Genomic DNA, 14,038 nt, shown 5'->3' on the forward strand with positions numbered 1-14,038 from the left:
CATGACGGGCGAGGACGGCGACTCCGAGGGCGTCATCCGCCGGGACCGTTTCAGCGGTGGTCCCGCCCGCGGGTTCATGTCGAGCCTCGCGGCCGACGAGCGCATCTTCGAGGCCGACCTCGCCGTCGACCGGGCACACGTCGTGATGCTCGTGGCACAGGGCATCATCGACTCGGACGTCGCCGCCGACATCCTCGACGCACTCGACGACGTGGAAGCGATGGGTCACGACGCACTCTCCGGCGGCGAGGACGTACACGAGGCCATCGAAGCCGCCGTCATCGACATCGTCGGTCCCGACGGCGGGAAGATGCACACCGCGCGCTCGCGCAACGACGAAGTAGCGACCTGCATTCGCTACCGTCTGCGCGACGACGTGCTGGAGGCGCTCGACGCGGCACTCGCTCTCCGCGAGTCGCTCGTCGAGACGGCCGCCGAGCACACCGAGACGGTGATGCCCGGCTACACGCACCTGCAACCCGCCCAACCGACGACGGTGGCACACTTCTTGCTCTCGTACGAGCGAGCGGTCGCCCGCGACTGCGCCCGTCTCGTGTGCGCGTACGAGCGTATCAACCAGTCACCGCTCGGGTCGGCGGCCTTCGCGGGCACGCCGTTCGACGTGAACCGTGAACTCGTCGCCGACTTACTCGGCTTCGACCGTGTCATGGAGAACTCGATGGACGCCTCGGCGACCCGCGACTTCCTCGCGGAGACGCTGTCGGCGCTGACGACCCACGCCGTCACGCTCTCCGGACTCGCAGAAGACCTCGTCGTCTTCTCGAACAAGGGACTCGTCGAACTCTCTGACGACTACTCGTCAACCTCCTCCATCATGCCGCAGAAGAAGAATCCAGATACGATGGAACTCGTCCGTGCCGTCGCTGGCGACGCGGTCGGCGAACTCACCGGTCTCTTGACGACGCTCAAAGGACTGCCGCGCGCGTACAACCGCGACCTGCAACGCGCCCACAACCACGCCTTCCGCGCCGTTGACGACGTGACCGAAGCGGCCGCCGTCGCCGCCGGGGCAGTCACCTCCGCGACGTGGCCCGAAGACGCATTGGCAGAGGCCGCGGGCGACGGCTTTTCGACGGCGACCGGTGTCGCCGACCTGCTGGCGATGGCCGGACTGCCGTTCCGCACGGCCCACGAAGTCGTCGCCGAGGCGGCGTCGCGCTCCGACGGAACCCCCGATGTGGCAACACTTGACGCCGTCGCTACGGACGTATTAGGTGAGTCACTCTATACGCACGTGACAGCCGAGGCCGTCGAAGCCGCACTCGACCCCGCAAAGAGCGTCGCCAGCCGCGATTCGGTCGGTGGACCTGCACCCGCCGCCGTGAAAGCGACGCTTTCGACGGCCCGTACCGAACTCGAAGCCGATTCGGTCGCCGTCGCCGACGCGCGCAATTCGCTTGCGGCCGCCGCCGAAGCACTCGACACGGAGGTTTCGAAGTATGCCTGAACGCGAATACGTCGATCCGGTCGTCCGTCTGCCGCGACCGCCGCGAGCGACCGCTCCGCGACGAGTGCGACGAGCGGTTTCGGGTCCGCGACGGCCGCGACCGGAACCGCGACCGCGACCGACGCAGGGGACGATTCGACCGGTTCCGCGACCGGTCCCGTCCCCGGCGTCGAGTGAGCGTGGCACCCAAGCTCGACGTGTTGTTCGACCGGTCTCCGAAACCGGCCGATTCGCCCGATAATCTCCGCTAGAGCCTTCTTTACAGTATTTTTTGCTGTGTAATTTTCGGTGGATTTAATACCATCCATCGTCCAGCCAAGGATGTAATGAGCGACACCATCACTGCGGAAGACCCGCTGAGCGGCGAAGAAATCGACCTGCCGTCCGACGTCGAAGTCGGCGAAATCATCGACAGTCCCGCCACGGGCGCGGAACTCGAAGTCGTCTCACTCGACCCCGTGACACTCGAAGAAGCACCCGAACTCGAAGAGGACTGGGGAGAGTAAATTGCATATTGGACTGCTCTACTCCCGGATTCGCCGCGACGAGAAGCTCCTACTCAACGAGCTTCGTGAGCGCGGCCACGAGGTGACGAAGATAGACGTTCGGAACGAGCAGTTCGACCTCACCGAGCCGCCGGAATCGTTCGACGGACTCGACGTGGTGGTCGATCGCTGTCTGGCGACGAGCAGGAGCCTCTACATCACGCGCTTCCTGCAGTCGTACGACATCCCCGTCGTCAACTCCCACGAGACCGCCGACATCTGCGCCGACAAGGCAAAAAACAGCCTCGCACTCGCAGACGCGGGCGTCCCCACGCCGAACACGAAAGTGGCCTTCACGGTCGATTCAGCGATGGACATCGTCGAGGAGTTCGGCTACCCCTGCGTCCTCAAGCCCGTCGTCGGGTCGTGGGGTCGCCTGATGGCGAAAATCGACTCCGAGGCGGCCGCAGAAGCCATCCTCGAACACAAAGCGACGCTCGGAAACTACGAGCACAAGGTGTTCTACATTCAGGAGTTCGTCGAAAAACCCGGCCGCGACATCCGCGTCCTCGCCGCCGATGGCGAGCCTCTCGCCGCGATGACCCGCACGTCGGACCACTGGCTCACCAACGCCGCGAAAGGCGCAGATGCCGAAGCGTTCGAACTCGACGCCCGCGCGAAAGAACTCGTGAAGCAGGCGTCCGACGCCGTCGGCGGCGGCCTGCTCGGTATCGACCTCATGGAGGCGGGAGAAGACTATACGGTCCACGAGGTCAACCACACCGTCGAGTTCAAGGCGCTCAACGACGCCGTCGATGTGGACGTTCCCGCCGCGGTCGTCGGTTGGCTGGAATCGAAGGTCGAAGGCGAAAAGACGCTCGCGGAGGCCTCCGTATGAGCGAGACGCTCACCGCGGGCGTCGTCGGCGGGTCCGGCTTCACCGGCGGCGAACTCCTGCGCCTCCTGGATGGCCATCCGAACTTCGAGGTGGCACAGACCACGAGTCGCTCCTATGAGCGCAAGACCGTCGGCCACGTCCACCCGAATCTTCGTCACCTCGACCTTCGGTTTACCTCGCCTGCGGACCTCGAATCCGTGGACGTGCTCTTTACCGCGACGCCCCACGGCGTTTCGATGGAGCACATCGACGCGTTCCAAGAGGCCGCAGATACCGTCGTTGACCTCTCTGCGGACTTCCGTCTCTCCGAGGAAGCGCAGTACGACGAGTGGTACGACGGCCACGTGTGTCCCGAATACCTCGACAAATCGGAGTACGCGCTCCCCGAACTGAACCGCGAGAACCTCCCCGGCGCGGAACTCATCGCGGCGGGTGGCTGTAACGCGACGGCGACGATTCTCGGTCTCAAGCCCCTGTTCGACGCCGAAATTCTCTCCGGTGACGAGCAGGTCGTCGTGGACGTGAAAGTCGGCTCCTCGGAAGGCGGCGCGGGCGCGAGCAAGGCGTCGTCGCACGCCGAGCGCTCCGGTATCGTCCGGCCCTATGCACCAACCGGACACCGTCACGAAGCCGAGATTCAGGAGTATCTGGGTCTCTCGGTCTCGTTTACCGTCCACGCGGTCGATATGGTCCGTGGGGCGGCGGCGACCTGTCACGTCTTCCCCGACGACCCGGTTTCGAAAGGCGACATGTGGAAGGCGTTCCGCGGCGTGTACGGCGACGAACCGTTCATGCGCACCGTCGCCGGCGGCGGCGGCGTCTATCGCTACCCCGAGCCGAAGTCCGTCGCGGGCACCAACTACGGCGAGGTCGGCTTCGAAATCGACCCGACGAACCGCCGACTCGTCGTCTTTTCGGCCATCGACAACATGATGAAAGGCTCCGCCGGACAGGCGGTCCACGCCGCCAACATCGCATTCGGCTTAGAGGAGACCGCCGGTCTCGAATTCACCGGCTACCACCCGATTGGCTCACCCTGAGCGCACCGACTCCGAACATTCGTCCCCCGACTGACCACCTCTCACACCATTTCGACCATGACAGGATACACACGCGAGGAACTGCTCGCGGCACACGAACAGCTCGTCGATAACGACGCGAATCTGATGACCGACGGTGGAACGGAACCGCCCGTCGTCGTCAAAATCGGCGGCGCGAAAGCCGTCGAACCCGAAGGGGCCGTCAACGACGTGGCGCATCTCGTCGCAAACGGCACCGACGTCGTCGTCGTCCACGGCGGTTCGACCGCCGTCGATGAGACGCTCGAAGCACTCGGCGAAGAACCGACCTACGTCGAATCGCCCGCCGGCGTCAGCGGCCGCTTCACCGACGAGCGAACCATGGAGGTCTTCTCGATGGTGATGCCCGGAAAGCTCAACACCGACCTCACGGCGCTGTTCCGCGAGGCCGGCGTCGATGCGCTCGGTCTCTCCGGCGTCGATGGCGGCCTTCTCACCGGGGCGCGCAAGTCGGCCGTCCGCGTCGTCGAAGACGGCAAAAAGAAAATCAAGCGCGGTGACCACTCCGGAAAGATTACCGCGGTGAACACCTCGCTCCTCGAAACGCTCCTCGGCGACGGTTACACGCCTATCGTGACCGTTCCGATGCTCGCCGACGACGGCGTCCCAGTGAACGCCGACGCAGACCGCGCCGCCGCCGCAGTCGCGGGCGCACTCGGCGCGAGACTCGTCGTCCTCACCGACGTAAAAGGCGTCTACGAGGACCCCGACGACGAATCGACGCTCATCGAAACGGCCGACACGCCAAGCGAGCTTGCGGCGCTGGAAGACGCCGCTGAAGGCTTCATGACGAAGAAAGTCATGGCGACGAAGGAAGCGCTGGACGGCGGGGCCGCCGAAGTCGTCGTCGCCGACGCGAACCTGAACGACCCCATCGTAACGGCGCTCAACGGCGGCGGCACACACGTGTCGCCCGGTGCGCTGGTAGCGGAGGAAGCGGCAGGTGAAGCGAAATGAGCGGCTTCGTCTTCAACGAAAAACCCATCACCATCGACGCCGGTGAGGGAGCGTACCTCTACGCCGACGACGGGACCGAATACCTCGACTTCGGCGCGAGTTACGCCGTCGCGGCGCTCGGCCACTCACACCCCGCCGTCGTCTCTGCGATTCAGGAGCAGGCCGCGAAGCTGACCTACGTGCAGGCGTCGTATCCCGTCGAGGTCCGCACCGAACTCTACGAGAAACTCGCAACCGTCGCCCCCGGCGACATCGAGAACGTCTGGCTCTGTAACTCCGGCACGGAGGCCAACGAGGCGGCGATGAAGTTCGCGCGCTCGGCGACCGGACGTGAGAAGATTATCGCCACCAAGCGCGCCTTCCACGGCCGCACGCTCGGGTCGCTCGCGCTCACGTGGAAACAGAAGTACAAGAAGCCCTACGAGCCGGTCGCTGGCGGCGTCGAGTTCGTCACCTACGGCGACGCCGAGGAACTGGCCGAAGCCGTCGACGACGAGACGGCCGCCGTCTTCCTCGAACCCATTCAGGGTGAAGGCGGCATCAACCCGGCCACGGCGGAGTACCTTCAGACCGCCCGCGACCTGACCGAAGACGCGGGCGCGGCGCTCGTCTTCGACGAAATTCAGACCGGCATGGGTCGCACCGGGTCGCTGTGGGCCTGCGAGAACGTCGGTGTCGTCCCCGACATCCTGACGAGCGCGAAGGGCATCGCCAACGGCCTACCGCTCGGCGCGACGCTCTGTGCCGACTGGATTGCCGACGGCGCGGCCTCCCACGGTTCGACGTTTTCCGGCGGACCAGTCGTCTGTGCCGCGGCGAACGCCACGCTCGACACCATCGTCGAGGAAGACCTGCCCGGCCACGCGGCCGCAGTCGGCGACTACCTCACGAGCGAACTCGAAGCGGTCGTCGAGAAACACGACCTGCCGGTCCGCGACGTTCGCGGCGACGGCTTGATGGTCGGCGTCGAGGTCAAACGCGGCGCGAATCGCACGCTGAAGCATCTCGCGCTGTCCGAGCAACTGCTCGCGCTCCCTGCCGGACGTACCGTCGTGCGGTTCCTCCCGCCGCTGATAATCGACGAGACGCACGCGGACCGCGCGGTGGACGCGATGACGAACGTGTTGTCATGAACGCCGAAATCGACCACGACGCCACAGGAGAGGACGACTCGGGAGCACACACAGACGCACCCGCAGAGCTGACCGCGGGAAGCAACTGGGCCGAGGCGCGCGAACTCCTCTACGACATGGTCTCGACGCCCTCTGTCTCGGACGACGAGGAGGCCGCCGCCGAGGTGCTGAAGGCGTTCTTCGAGACCCACGACCGCGAGGTCTGGATAGACGAGGTCGGCAACGTCCGCGCACCCGCCGACGACTCGGTCTTACTGACCTCGCACATCGACACGGTTCCCGGTGACATCCCCGTGACGGTCGAAGACGGCCTGCTTTGGGGTCGCGGAAGCGTCGATGCGACCGGGCCGCTCTGTTCGATGGCCGCCGCGGCCGTCGAGACGGGCGTCTCGTTCGTCGGCGTCGTCGGCGAGGAAACGTCTTCGCGGGGTGCGTGGCACCTCGTCGAAGACCGGGAGGAACCCGCCGCCGTCGTCAACGGCGAACCCTCCGGTTGGGATGGCGTGACCCTCGGATACCGCGGCTTTCTCTCGGGAACCTACGTCGCAACGAGCGAACTCGGCCACTCCTCGCGCCCCGAGGACAACGCCATCCAGTCGGCCGTCGCGTGGTGGTCGCACGTGGCCGACTTCTTCGACGAAGAGCGCGACGGCGTCTTCGACACGGTGACGACGAAGCCCGTGCGCTTCGACGGCGGGCCGACGGACGACGGGCTTGCGGTCGAAGCGACAGTTGACGTGCAGTTCCGCGTCCCGCCGCGTCTCACCATCGAGGACGTGCGCGAAGTCGCCGAAGGCGAACTCACTCGCGGGAGCGTCCACTGGAACAAACCGATTCCGCCGGTGATGGAAAGCCCTCGTACCGATGTTGCACGGGCCTTCCGCGTCGCCATCCGCGGCGTCGGGGAGACGAAACCCCGCCTGCTCCGCAAGACCGGAACCAGCGACATGAATATCTTCGCCGGTGCGTGGGACTGCCCGATGGCGACCTACGGTCCCGGCAATTCGGACCTCGACCACGCGCCCGACGAGCGCCTCGAACTCGACGAGTTCGACAGCGCCATCGACGTGCTGGTCGCCGTCTGCGAACGTCTCGCGGACGACTGAGGCATCGACTCGACACACATCACAATGCTCGAAACGACACACTTCATCGACATCGACGACATCAGCGCATCGGAGTTAGACCGCGTGCTTTCCCGCGCCGCCGCCATCAAGGCCGGCGACGACGAGACGCGACTGCCCCGAACGACGCTGGCGATGCTCTTCGAGAAGCCGAGCACCCGCACGCGTGTCTCCTTCGAGACGGGGATGACCCAACTGGGCGGTCACGCGCTCTTTCTCGGTCCCGAAGACATCCAACTCGGCCACGGCGAACCGCTCTCGGATACGGCCCGCGTGCTCGGTCGCTACGGCGACGCCATCATGGCCCGGCTGTTCGACCACGGCGACCTGCTCGAAATCACCGAGCACTCCACGGCACCGGTCATCAACGGCCTGACCGACGACGCCCACCCGTGCCAGACGCTCGCCGACCTGCTCACGATCCGCGAACACGTCGGGGCGTTCGAAAACGTGCAGGCGGCGTGGGTCGGCGACGGCAACAACGTCGGCCAGTCGTTCGTCCTCGGCTGTGCCATGGCTGGCATCGACCTCACGGTGGCGACGCCGCCGGACTACGACATGGACGACGAGGTGCTTGCGAAAGCGGAGCGACTCGGACGCGCACCGACCGTCACGACGGACCCCGAGACGGCCCTCGACGGGGCCGACGTCGTCTACACAGACGTGTGGATTTCGATGGGCCAGGAGGGACAGCGCCACGAGAAACTCCAATCGTTCGAGGGGTTCCAGTTGAACGAGAGTCTGCTCGCCGGAACCGACGCGCAGGTCATGCACTGCCTGCCGGCCCACCGCGGCGAAGAAATCACGGGCGACGTGCTCGAAGGCGAGCAGTCGCTCGTGTGGGAGCAAGCCGAAAACCGCCTCCACGCCCAGAAGGGACTCATCGTCGAACTGCTGGACGCGTAGCTCGGAGCGAAAAAGCGCCGGGGTGATTCGTTAGAACAGTCCTTCGACCGTCGGATAGGCCGCTCCGAGGACCGCACCGTAGACGACGTGTCCGACGAGGCTCGTCGTATTCACGTTCGGAAGCGGCGGGTTCGCGGGCGAGCCGACGACTCCGAGCCAGACCGGCATCACGAGGACTGCGAGGACGGCCCAGAGCGCGACGCCGTACGCGACGCCCGCACCAAGGGACTTCGCGGTCGAATCGAGTTCGGCGGCACCGGCGATACCCGCGAACACGACGCCGAGAACTGCGCCGTGGGCGACGTGAATCGTGAAGCCCGCCGCGCCGCCGGTCAGCGCGTACATCGACGGAATGGCGACTTCGAGGACCGGACGCATCTGCGACACCATCATCGCGCCCATGACGATGGCGGCGAGTGCGCCGGCGGCGACGCCCGCTTCCCACGGTTCGGTGGCTGTCGAGTCGGTTCGTGCAGTGGCTGTTTCTGACGCCATACGACAGCGGTCAACAGCGTTGCAAATAATGCTCTCTCGGCCGGGTGAAACCGCCGCACCGCAGGGATACACTTATATCGGGTACGGCGGCATCGAGGGGGTGTCGCTCCGAGGCTTTTAATCGGATGGCGGCCGAGTTGTGTTCGTGACCCACGCCAACGGCTCACCCGACGATAGCGGCGACCCGGAGCAAGCGTGGCGTTTCTTCCCGTACGACGAGCCGTATCCGAACCAGCAAGCGGCGATGGACACCATCGCAGAAGCCCTCGACGAGACGCGGAACGTCCTCTTCGAAGGGGCGACGGGGACCGGAAAGACCATCTCCGCGCTCGTGCCCGCGCTATCGTACGCCCGCGAGCACGACAAGACAGTCGTCATCACGACGAACGTTCACCAGCAGATGCGGCAGTTCGTCGAGGACGCCCGCGCCATCACGAGAGAGGAAGCGATTCGTGCGGTGGTCTTCCGCGGGAAATCCTCGATGTGCCACATCGACGTGGGCTTTCAAGAGTGTCAGACCCTCCGTGACACCACCCGAAGTATCGTCGACAAAGAATCCGACAAGGCCGAACTCTCCGAACAAGCCCAGACGCTTCTCGACCAGATGCGCGAGGGCGAATCCGGCGCGGCGGACGCAAGAAGCGCCGTCACGGACGAACTCGACGCTATCGACGACGAATTAGAGCAGTTGAAAGAAGGCAACTACTGCGAGCACTACTACAACAACCTCACGCGCAACACCGACGAGTTCTTCCAGTGGTTGTTCGACGACGTGCGGACGCCCGACGAGATTTTCGAGTACGCGGGCAAGCAGAACCTCTGCGGCTACGAGTTGCTGAAAGAGGGGATGGAGGGTATCGACCTCGTCGTCTGCAACTACCACCACTTGCTCGACCCGATGATACGCGAGCAGTTCTTCCGGTGGTTGGACCGCGACCCCGACGACGTGATTACGGTCTTCGACGAGGCGCATAACATCGAGGGAGCCGCCCGCGACCACGCGAGCAGGGCACTCACCGAAAACACCCTCGAAAGCGCCATGAACGAGTTGGAGGACGTCGATGACTCCCGCGCAGAAAGCGCCCGAAACGTCATCGGCACGTTCCTCGACTCGCTCCGAGAGAGCTACGAGGAGGCGTTCGGCTTCGGCGAGCGCGAACAGGTCGGCGAGAACTGGTACGACCTGTCGATTGCCAGCCAAGGCCGCCGCGACGACCTGACGATGGACTTCCTCCAATCGTACGAGGGCCGCGGCATCGACGTCGAAGTCGAACTCGCTTTGCAGTTGGGCAAGCGACTGGACGAACAGTACGAAGACGAGTACAAAAACGGCGACGCGACGACACGGCAGGAGTGTCAGACGCTCCAAGCCGCGAACTTCATCGCCGACTGGATGGAGATGGGCGGCGAACTCGGTCGCCATCCGATGCTCTCGGTCCGACGTGACGGCGGCACCGACGACATCTACGGCCGCGCCGAACTCTACACCTGCATCCCGCGGGAAGTAACCCGCGAACTGTTCGAGGAAGTTCACGCGAGCATCCTGATGTCGGCGACGCTCCGGCCCTTCGACGTGACAGAAGAGACACTCGGTCTCGACGACCCGGTGACGATGGCCTACGGTCTCGAATATCCGGAGGCGAACCGCCGGACGTTCGCCGTCTCGTTGCCCGCGCTGTTTTCCTCCGAGCGCGACGACCCCGGAACCCAAGAGACAATCGAGCAGTTGCTGGCCGACGCCGCACGGTTCACGCCCGGAAATACGCTCGTGTTTTTCCCCTCGTATTCGGAAGCAGAGCGCTATCACGAACGACTCCGGGGGAACTCTGCGGTCGATATCGACCTCTATCTGGACGAACCGGGCGTCCGCGCCGAGGAGATGCGGCGCGAGTTCGTCGGCAAAGACGGCGCGGTGCTTTTCACGTCGCTGTGGGCAACGCTCGCCGAGGGCGTGAGCTTCGACGGTGACGACGCGCGAACCGTCGTCGTCGTCGGCGTCCCGTATCCGCATCTCTCGGAGCGACTCGAAGCGGTCCAAGACGCCTACGACCGCATCTACCGCGGCAAGAAAGACGCTGGCTGGCGCTATGCGGTCGAGATTCCGACGATTCGAAAGACCAGACAGGCCCTCGGGCGCGTGATTCGCGCGCCCGACGATTACGGCGTTCGCATCCTCGCCGACAAGCGATACACCCGCGAGAGTTCGTCGATGGGCAAGTACGGCGTTCGCGGGTCGTTCCCCGTCGAAGAACGGGCCGAGATGGTCGATATCACCCCGAAAAAACTCAAATTTGCGATGCTGAACTTCTACAACGACCACGACGCCTACGACGGCGACCCGCCGCGACCGTAACGCGTCGAAGGTGCGTGACGGTTGTATCCCGTCGAAGGGGGTGTTGGCGGCCGTATCGCAGTCAGTTCGTCGGTTCGCGTCCAGTTCGTCGGTCCGCGTCAGTTCTCAGTTTGTGTCCGTCAGTCGGTCCCAGTCAACTCGTCAGTTCGTGCCCATCCAATCGGTTCGTCAGTTCCCGAATCGTCTGTCGTCCGACGAACCGGGGAACGGTGGACGCGTACGCCTCGTACTCGGCACCGTATTCTGCGCGAAGGTGTGGCTCTTCGGCGAGCGGTAACAACAGCACCCACCCGACGTGCGCCGCGGCGAGGACGGCGACGAAACGCGAGTTCGTCAGGAGAGCGAAGCCGACGATACCGACAATCATGCCGACGTACTGCGGGTTTCTGCTGTAGGCGTACGGACCGCCGGTGTAGAGGTCGCCGGTGACGCCGCGGACTTCGTCGGACTGCATCACGTCCGCGCTCCGGACGAAGACGGCCGCGCCGACTGCCGAAAGCACACCTCCGGCAACGAGCGACGCCGGTCGCACCAGAACCCACTGATTCCAATCGAACACGGCGGTGACGACTATCGAGACGTTGAACGCGCCGACGAGCGACCAATGGAGGTAATAGGCCCACGTCTTGTCGCCCGGCGGCCACCACTGCCGGGACGTCGTGAGCGTGACCGCCAAGATGAGAACGATGCCAGCGGCCGCGAGAAGGCCGACTCCGAAGGCGACGAGCGTCATGGACGAAGGTGTCGTCATACGCTGTTGTAGGGCGGTTCAGCGAATAGGACCTCTGCCGCACCCCTGCGGGAGGTTTTTATTGGCGCACCCGACGCGGCGAACTGCCCGCCAATCGCCGCCGCCGTGTGGTTCTTACCTCCTCGAACCAACACATACCCGATGAGCACGACCCCTCCCGGACCGAAGGGCATCCCGCTTTTCGGCGCGAGCAGGCAGTACGCCCGTGACCCGTTCAGTTTCCTGACGGCAGTGGCGGACGCCTACGGCGACGTCATCCACTTCGACCTCGGACCGTTGGACACCTACATGCTCACGAATCCCGACGACATCGAGACGGTGCTCGTGAGCGAGGCGTCGAAGTTCCGAAAGCCGCAGTTTCAGGACCGGGCAATCGGTGAGTTGCTCGGTGACGGCCTGCTAATGAGCGAGGGTTCGACGTGGAAAAGACAGCGGCAACTGGCGCAACCGGCGTTCGACATGCGACGCATCTCGACGATGGCCGGGATGATGACCGACAGAACGGAGTCGATGCTATCGACGTGGACCGACGGCGACGTCATCGACGTGCAACTGGAGATGGCTCGGTTGACGGTCGAAATCATCGTCGATGCGATGTTCGGGACCGACCTCGACGACGAGCGAATCAGGCAGGTACAGGAAAATCTCGAACCGTTGGGTGCACGTTTCGAACCGGACCCGGTTCGGTTTCTCACGCCTGATTGGGCACCGACGAGAGAAAACCGCGAGTACAAACAGGCGCTGTCGGTTCTCGAAGACCTCATCTGGGATATCGTCGAAGAACGCCGCGGCACCGAGTTCGGGCGGCAACCGGCGTCGTCAGTGGCGGCCGACGACTCGGTCGAAGGGGAGCCGATGGACCTACTTTCAATTCTCCTCCGTGCCTACGACGCCGGCGAGCAGACCGAAACGAACCTCCGCGACGAGTTGATGACGATGCTCCTCGCGGGCCACGACACGACGGCGCTGACGCTGACGTACGCGTGGTATCTGTTGTCTCAACATCCCGACGTAGCGGCGAAGCTCCACCGCGAGTTGGACGACGTGCTCGGCGGTCGGACGCCGACGTTCGAGGACGTGCGGCAGTTGGAGTACACAGAGCGCGTGCTAAACGAGGCGATGCGGCTGTATCCGCCTGTGTACGTCATGTTCCGCGAACCGAAAGTGGACGTTCGACTCGGCGGCTACCGGATTCCGGACGGCTCGGCAATCATGCTCCCGCAGTGGGTCGTCCACCGCTCGGAACGCTGGTGGGACAACCCGCTCGAATTCGACCCCGACCGGTGGGCACCGGAGCGGACGCGAGACCGACCGCGGTTCGCATACTTCCCGTTCGGCGGCGGGCCGCGCCACTGCATCGGCAAGCACCTCTCGATGCTCGAAGGGCGACTTATCCTCGGAACCGTCGCCCAGCAGTACGAACTCGACTACATCCGCGACGAACCGTTCTCGCTCCGCGGGTCGCTGACGATGCACCCACAGGAGCCGATGGGGATGCGACTACACGCCCGCGAGTAGCTCGCCAAGAGCTGGTTTCGTCGTCAGTTTTCACCGCGGGTCAGGTCGGAAGCGAAATCGAAGCGGCGCTTTCGTGGAACGACGAGTCGTAGAGGTCAATCTGCGAGACGGTCCACGTGACGGGTTCGATGTCTCTTCCGGCGACCGCCCGCGCGTCCGCGACGGTCCCGCCGCGGGCGAGCGTGACGTGTGGGGTGTAGTCGTCGCCTTCGAGACCGTCGATAGCACCGAATTCGTCAACGAGTCGGTCGTGTAACGCGACGAGCCCCGGACTCTCGACTTCGAGATAGACGACCGGTGCGGAACCGCGAGGTGGCTGTTCGAAGAAGTCGATGCCGGTCACGCGGGCATCGAACGCCGGTTGCCCGACGAGCGTCTGCCGGAGTCGTTCGCGGAGACGGTCGAAATCGTCGGCTTCGAAGCGCTTGCAGACGAGCGTGTGTCGGTCGCGGACGCGGTCGAACGAGGCGAGATACGGAAACAGGTCGGACGCGAGGCGGGCGACCCGCCCCGGAACCGGGACGTTCAGACTGTACACGCCCGTTTCTCACGGGTGACGCACAAAGGCGTGTCGCCGTCGCCGCGACCGGACCGGCGAGAGGCTTAAATCCAGTCGAGGAACCAGAGGACGATGAGCGCCGCGGCGACAAGACCGAAAAGCGGGAGTCCAAGCCCGATAAGCGCACTAAACAGGCCGAACACCTCGCCGATGATTTCGAGGACGAGCCAGACGACCACGAGGACCAAGATGATTTTGAGCAGGTCCTCTAGGTCGATACCGCCGCGATTCGTTGTCATACCCGCCGCTCGGGTGCTCGGAGACAAATACTTGGTGGCCGCGTAGCTTTATTCGGCTTCGGTGTCACTCTCT

At 64.6% G+C, this 14,038-nt stretch carries 14 protein-coding genes; 10 read left to right on the forward strand and 4 right to left on the reverse strand.

Annotated elements, in window-relative coordinates:
• Position 1: 1 nt before the first annotated feature.
• The 8 genes from argH (at position 2) to argF (ending at position 8,050) form a co-directional block, all read left to right on the forward strand.
• The gene (gene argH / locus C440_RS09000) at positions 2-1,468 is read left to right on the forward strand and encodes an argininosuccinate lyase (RefSeq protein ID WP_008320086.1); all 1,467 of its coding nucleotides are present in this window, start codon (positions 2-4) and stop codon (positions 1,466-1,468) included.
• Positions 1,469-1,794: 326 nt separating this feature from the next.
• Positions 1,795-1,974: a lysine biosynthesis protein LysW gene (gene lysW / locus C440_RS09005; RefSeq protein ID WP_004058739.1), complete on the forward strand. Its 180-nt coding sequence runs from the start codon at positions 1,795-1,797 to the stop codon at positions 1,972-1,974.
• A gap of 1 nt (position 1,975) precedes the next feature.
• Positions 1,976-2,851, forward strand: coding sequence for a lysine biosynthesis protein LysX (lysX, locus tag C440_RS09010; protein WP_008320087.1), 876 nt, complete (start codon positions 1,976-1,978; stop codon positions 2,849-2,851).
• Entirely contained in the window at positions 2,848-3,891 is a 1,044-nt protein-coding gene (argC, locus tag C440_RS09015) for an N-acetyl-gamma-glutamyl-phosphate reductase (RefSeq protein WP_008320088.1), read from the forward strand. Before lysX ends, argC begins: the two co-directional genes overlap by 4 nt.
• Positions 3,892-3,948: 57 nt before the next feature.
• Positions 3,949-4,887 (forward strand): acetylglutamate/acetylaminoadipate kinase, encoded by a 939-nt coding sequence (locus tag C440_RS09020; RefSeq protein WP_008320089.1) that lies wholly within the window; start codon positions 3,949-3,951, stop codon positions 4,885-4,887.
• On the forward strand, positions 4,884-6,020 hold the full coding sequence (locus C440_RS09025) for an aspartate aminotransferase family protein (RefSeq protein WP_008320090.1): 1,137 nt from the start codon (positions 4,884-4,886) through the stop codon (positions 6,018-6,020). Before C440_RS09020 ends, C440_RS09025 begins: the two co-directional genes overlap by 4 nt.
• Complete coding sequence (locus tag C440_RS09030; RefSeq protein WP_008320091.1) at positions 6,017-7,126, forward strand: [LysW]-lysine hydrolase; 1,110 nt, start codon at positions 6,017-6,019, stop codon at positions 7,124-7,126. The genes C440_RS09025 and C440_RS09030 overlap by 4 nt, the downstream gene beginning before the upstream one ends.
• Positions 7,127-7,150: 24 nt before the next feature.
• Positions 7,151-8,050 (forward strand): ornithine carbamoyltransferase, encoded by a 900-nt coding sequence (argF, locus tag C440_RS09035; protein WP_008320092.1) that lies wholly within the window; start codon positions 7,151-7,153, stop codon positions 8,048-8,050.
• A gap of 30 nt (positions 8,051-8,080) precedes the next feature.
• On the opposite strand, the gene C440_RS09040 is transcribed toward argF, so the two are convergent.
• Positions 8,081-8,545 carry a hypothetical protein gene (locus tag C440_RS09040; RefSeq protein WP_008320093.1) on the reverse strand — a complete coding sequence of 155 codons (465 nt, stop codon included), beginning with the start codon at positions 8,543-8,545 and terminating at the stop codon, positions 8,081-8,083.
• A 145-nt stretch (positions 8,546-8,690) separates the two neighbouring features.
• On the opposite strand from C440_RS09040, the gene C440_RS09045 reads away from it, so the two are divergent.
• Positions 8,691-10,898 (forward strand): ATP-dependent DNA helicase, encoded by a 2,208-nt coding sequence (locus tag C440_RS09045; protein WP_049915626.1) that lies wholly within the window; start codon positions 8,691-8,693, stop codon positions 10,896-10,898.
• A 133-nt stretch (positions 10,899-11,031) separates the two neighbouring features.
• Here the strand turns inward: C440_RS09045 and C440_RS09050 are convergent, their stop codons facing one another.
• Complete coding sequence (locus C440_RS09050) at positions 11,032-11,649, reverse strand: methyltransferase family protein (protein WP_049915576.1); 618 nt, start codon at positions 11,647-11,649, stop codon at positions 11,032-11,034.
• A 141-nt stretch (positions 11,650-11,790) separates the two neighbouring features.
• Between C440_RS09050 and C440_RS09055 the strand changes: the two genes are divergently transcribed.
• Positions 11,791-13,167, forward strand: coding sequence for a cytochrome P450 (locus C440_RS09055; protein WP_008320096.1), 1,377 nt, complete (start codon positions 11,791-11,793; stop codon positions 13,165-13,167).
• 40 nt (positions 13,168-13,207) lie between these two features.
• On the opposite strand, the gene C440_RS09060 is transcribed toward C440_RS09055, so the two are convergent.
• Positions 13,208-13,705, reverse strand: a complete 498-nt coding sequence (locus C440_RS09060) for a 2'-5' RNA ligase family protein (RefSeq protein ID WP_008320097.1) — start codon at positions 13,703-13,705, stop codon at positions 13,208-13,210.
• A 65-nt stretch (positions 13,706-13,770) separates the two neighbouring features.
• Positions 13,771-13,965 carry a DUF7554 family protein gene (locus C440_RS09065; protein ID WP_008320098.1) on the reverse strand — a complete coding sequence of 65 codons (195 nt, stop codon included), beginning with the start codon at positions 13,963-13,965 and terminating at the stop codon, positions 13,771-13,773.
• Positions 13,966-14,038 lie beyond the last annotated feature (73 nt).

Source organism: Haloferax mucosum ATCC BAA-1512, from assembly GCF_000337815.1.
Taxonomy (GTDB): Archaea; Halobacteriota; Halobacteria; order Halobacteriales; family Haloferacaceae; genus Haloferax; species Haloferax mucosum.

Bases quoted from the DNA above. Each gene is read 5' to 3' on its own strand.
- C440_RS09030 (WP_008320091.1), top strand. From the start codon at position 6,017: ATGAACGCCGAAATCGACCACGACGCCACAGGAGAGGACGACTCGGGA.
- argC (WP_008320088.1), top strand. From the start codon at position 2,848: ATGAGCGAGACGCTCACCGCGGGCGTCGTCGGCGGGTCCGGCTTCACC.
- argF (WP_008320092.1), top strand. From the start codon at position 7,151: ATGCTCGAAACGACACACTTCATCGACATCGACGACATCAGCGCATCG.
- C440_RS09055 (WP_008320096.1), top strand. From the start codon at position 11,791: ATGAGCACGACCCCTCCCGGACCGAAGGGCATCCCGCTTTTCGGCGCG.
- C440_RS09020 (WP_008320089.1), top strand. From the start codon at position 3,949: ATGACAGGATACACACGCGAGGAACTGCTCGCGGCACACGAACAGCTC.
- C440_RS09065 (WP_008320098.1), bottom strand. From the start codon at position 13,965: ATGACAACGAATCGCGGCGGTATCGACCTAGAGGACCTGCTCAAAATC.
- C440_RS09050 (WP_049915576.1), bottom strand. From the start codon at position 11,649: ATGACGACACCTTCGTCCATGACGCTCGTCGCCTTCGGAGTCGGCCTT.
- C440_RS09025 (WP_008320090.1), top strand. From the start codon at position 4,884: ATGAGCGGCTTCGTCTTCAACGAAAAACCCATCACCATCGACGCCGGT.
- argH (WP_008320086.1), top strand. From the start codon at position 2: ATGACGGGCGAGGACGGCGACTCCGAGGGCGTCATCCGCCGGGACCGT.
- lysW (WP_004058739.1), top strand. From the start codon at position 1,795: ATGAGCGACACCATCACTGCGGAAGACCCGCTGAGCGGCGAAGAAATC.
- C440_RS09040 (WP_008320093.1), bottom strand. From the start codon at position 8,545: ATGGCGTCAGAAACAGCCACTGCACGAACCGACTCGACAGCCACCGAA.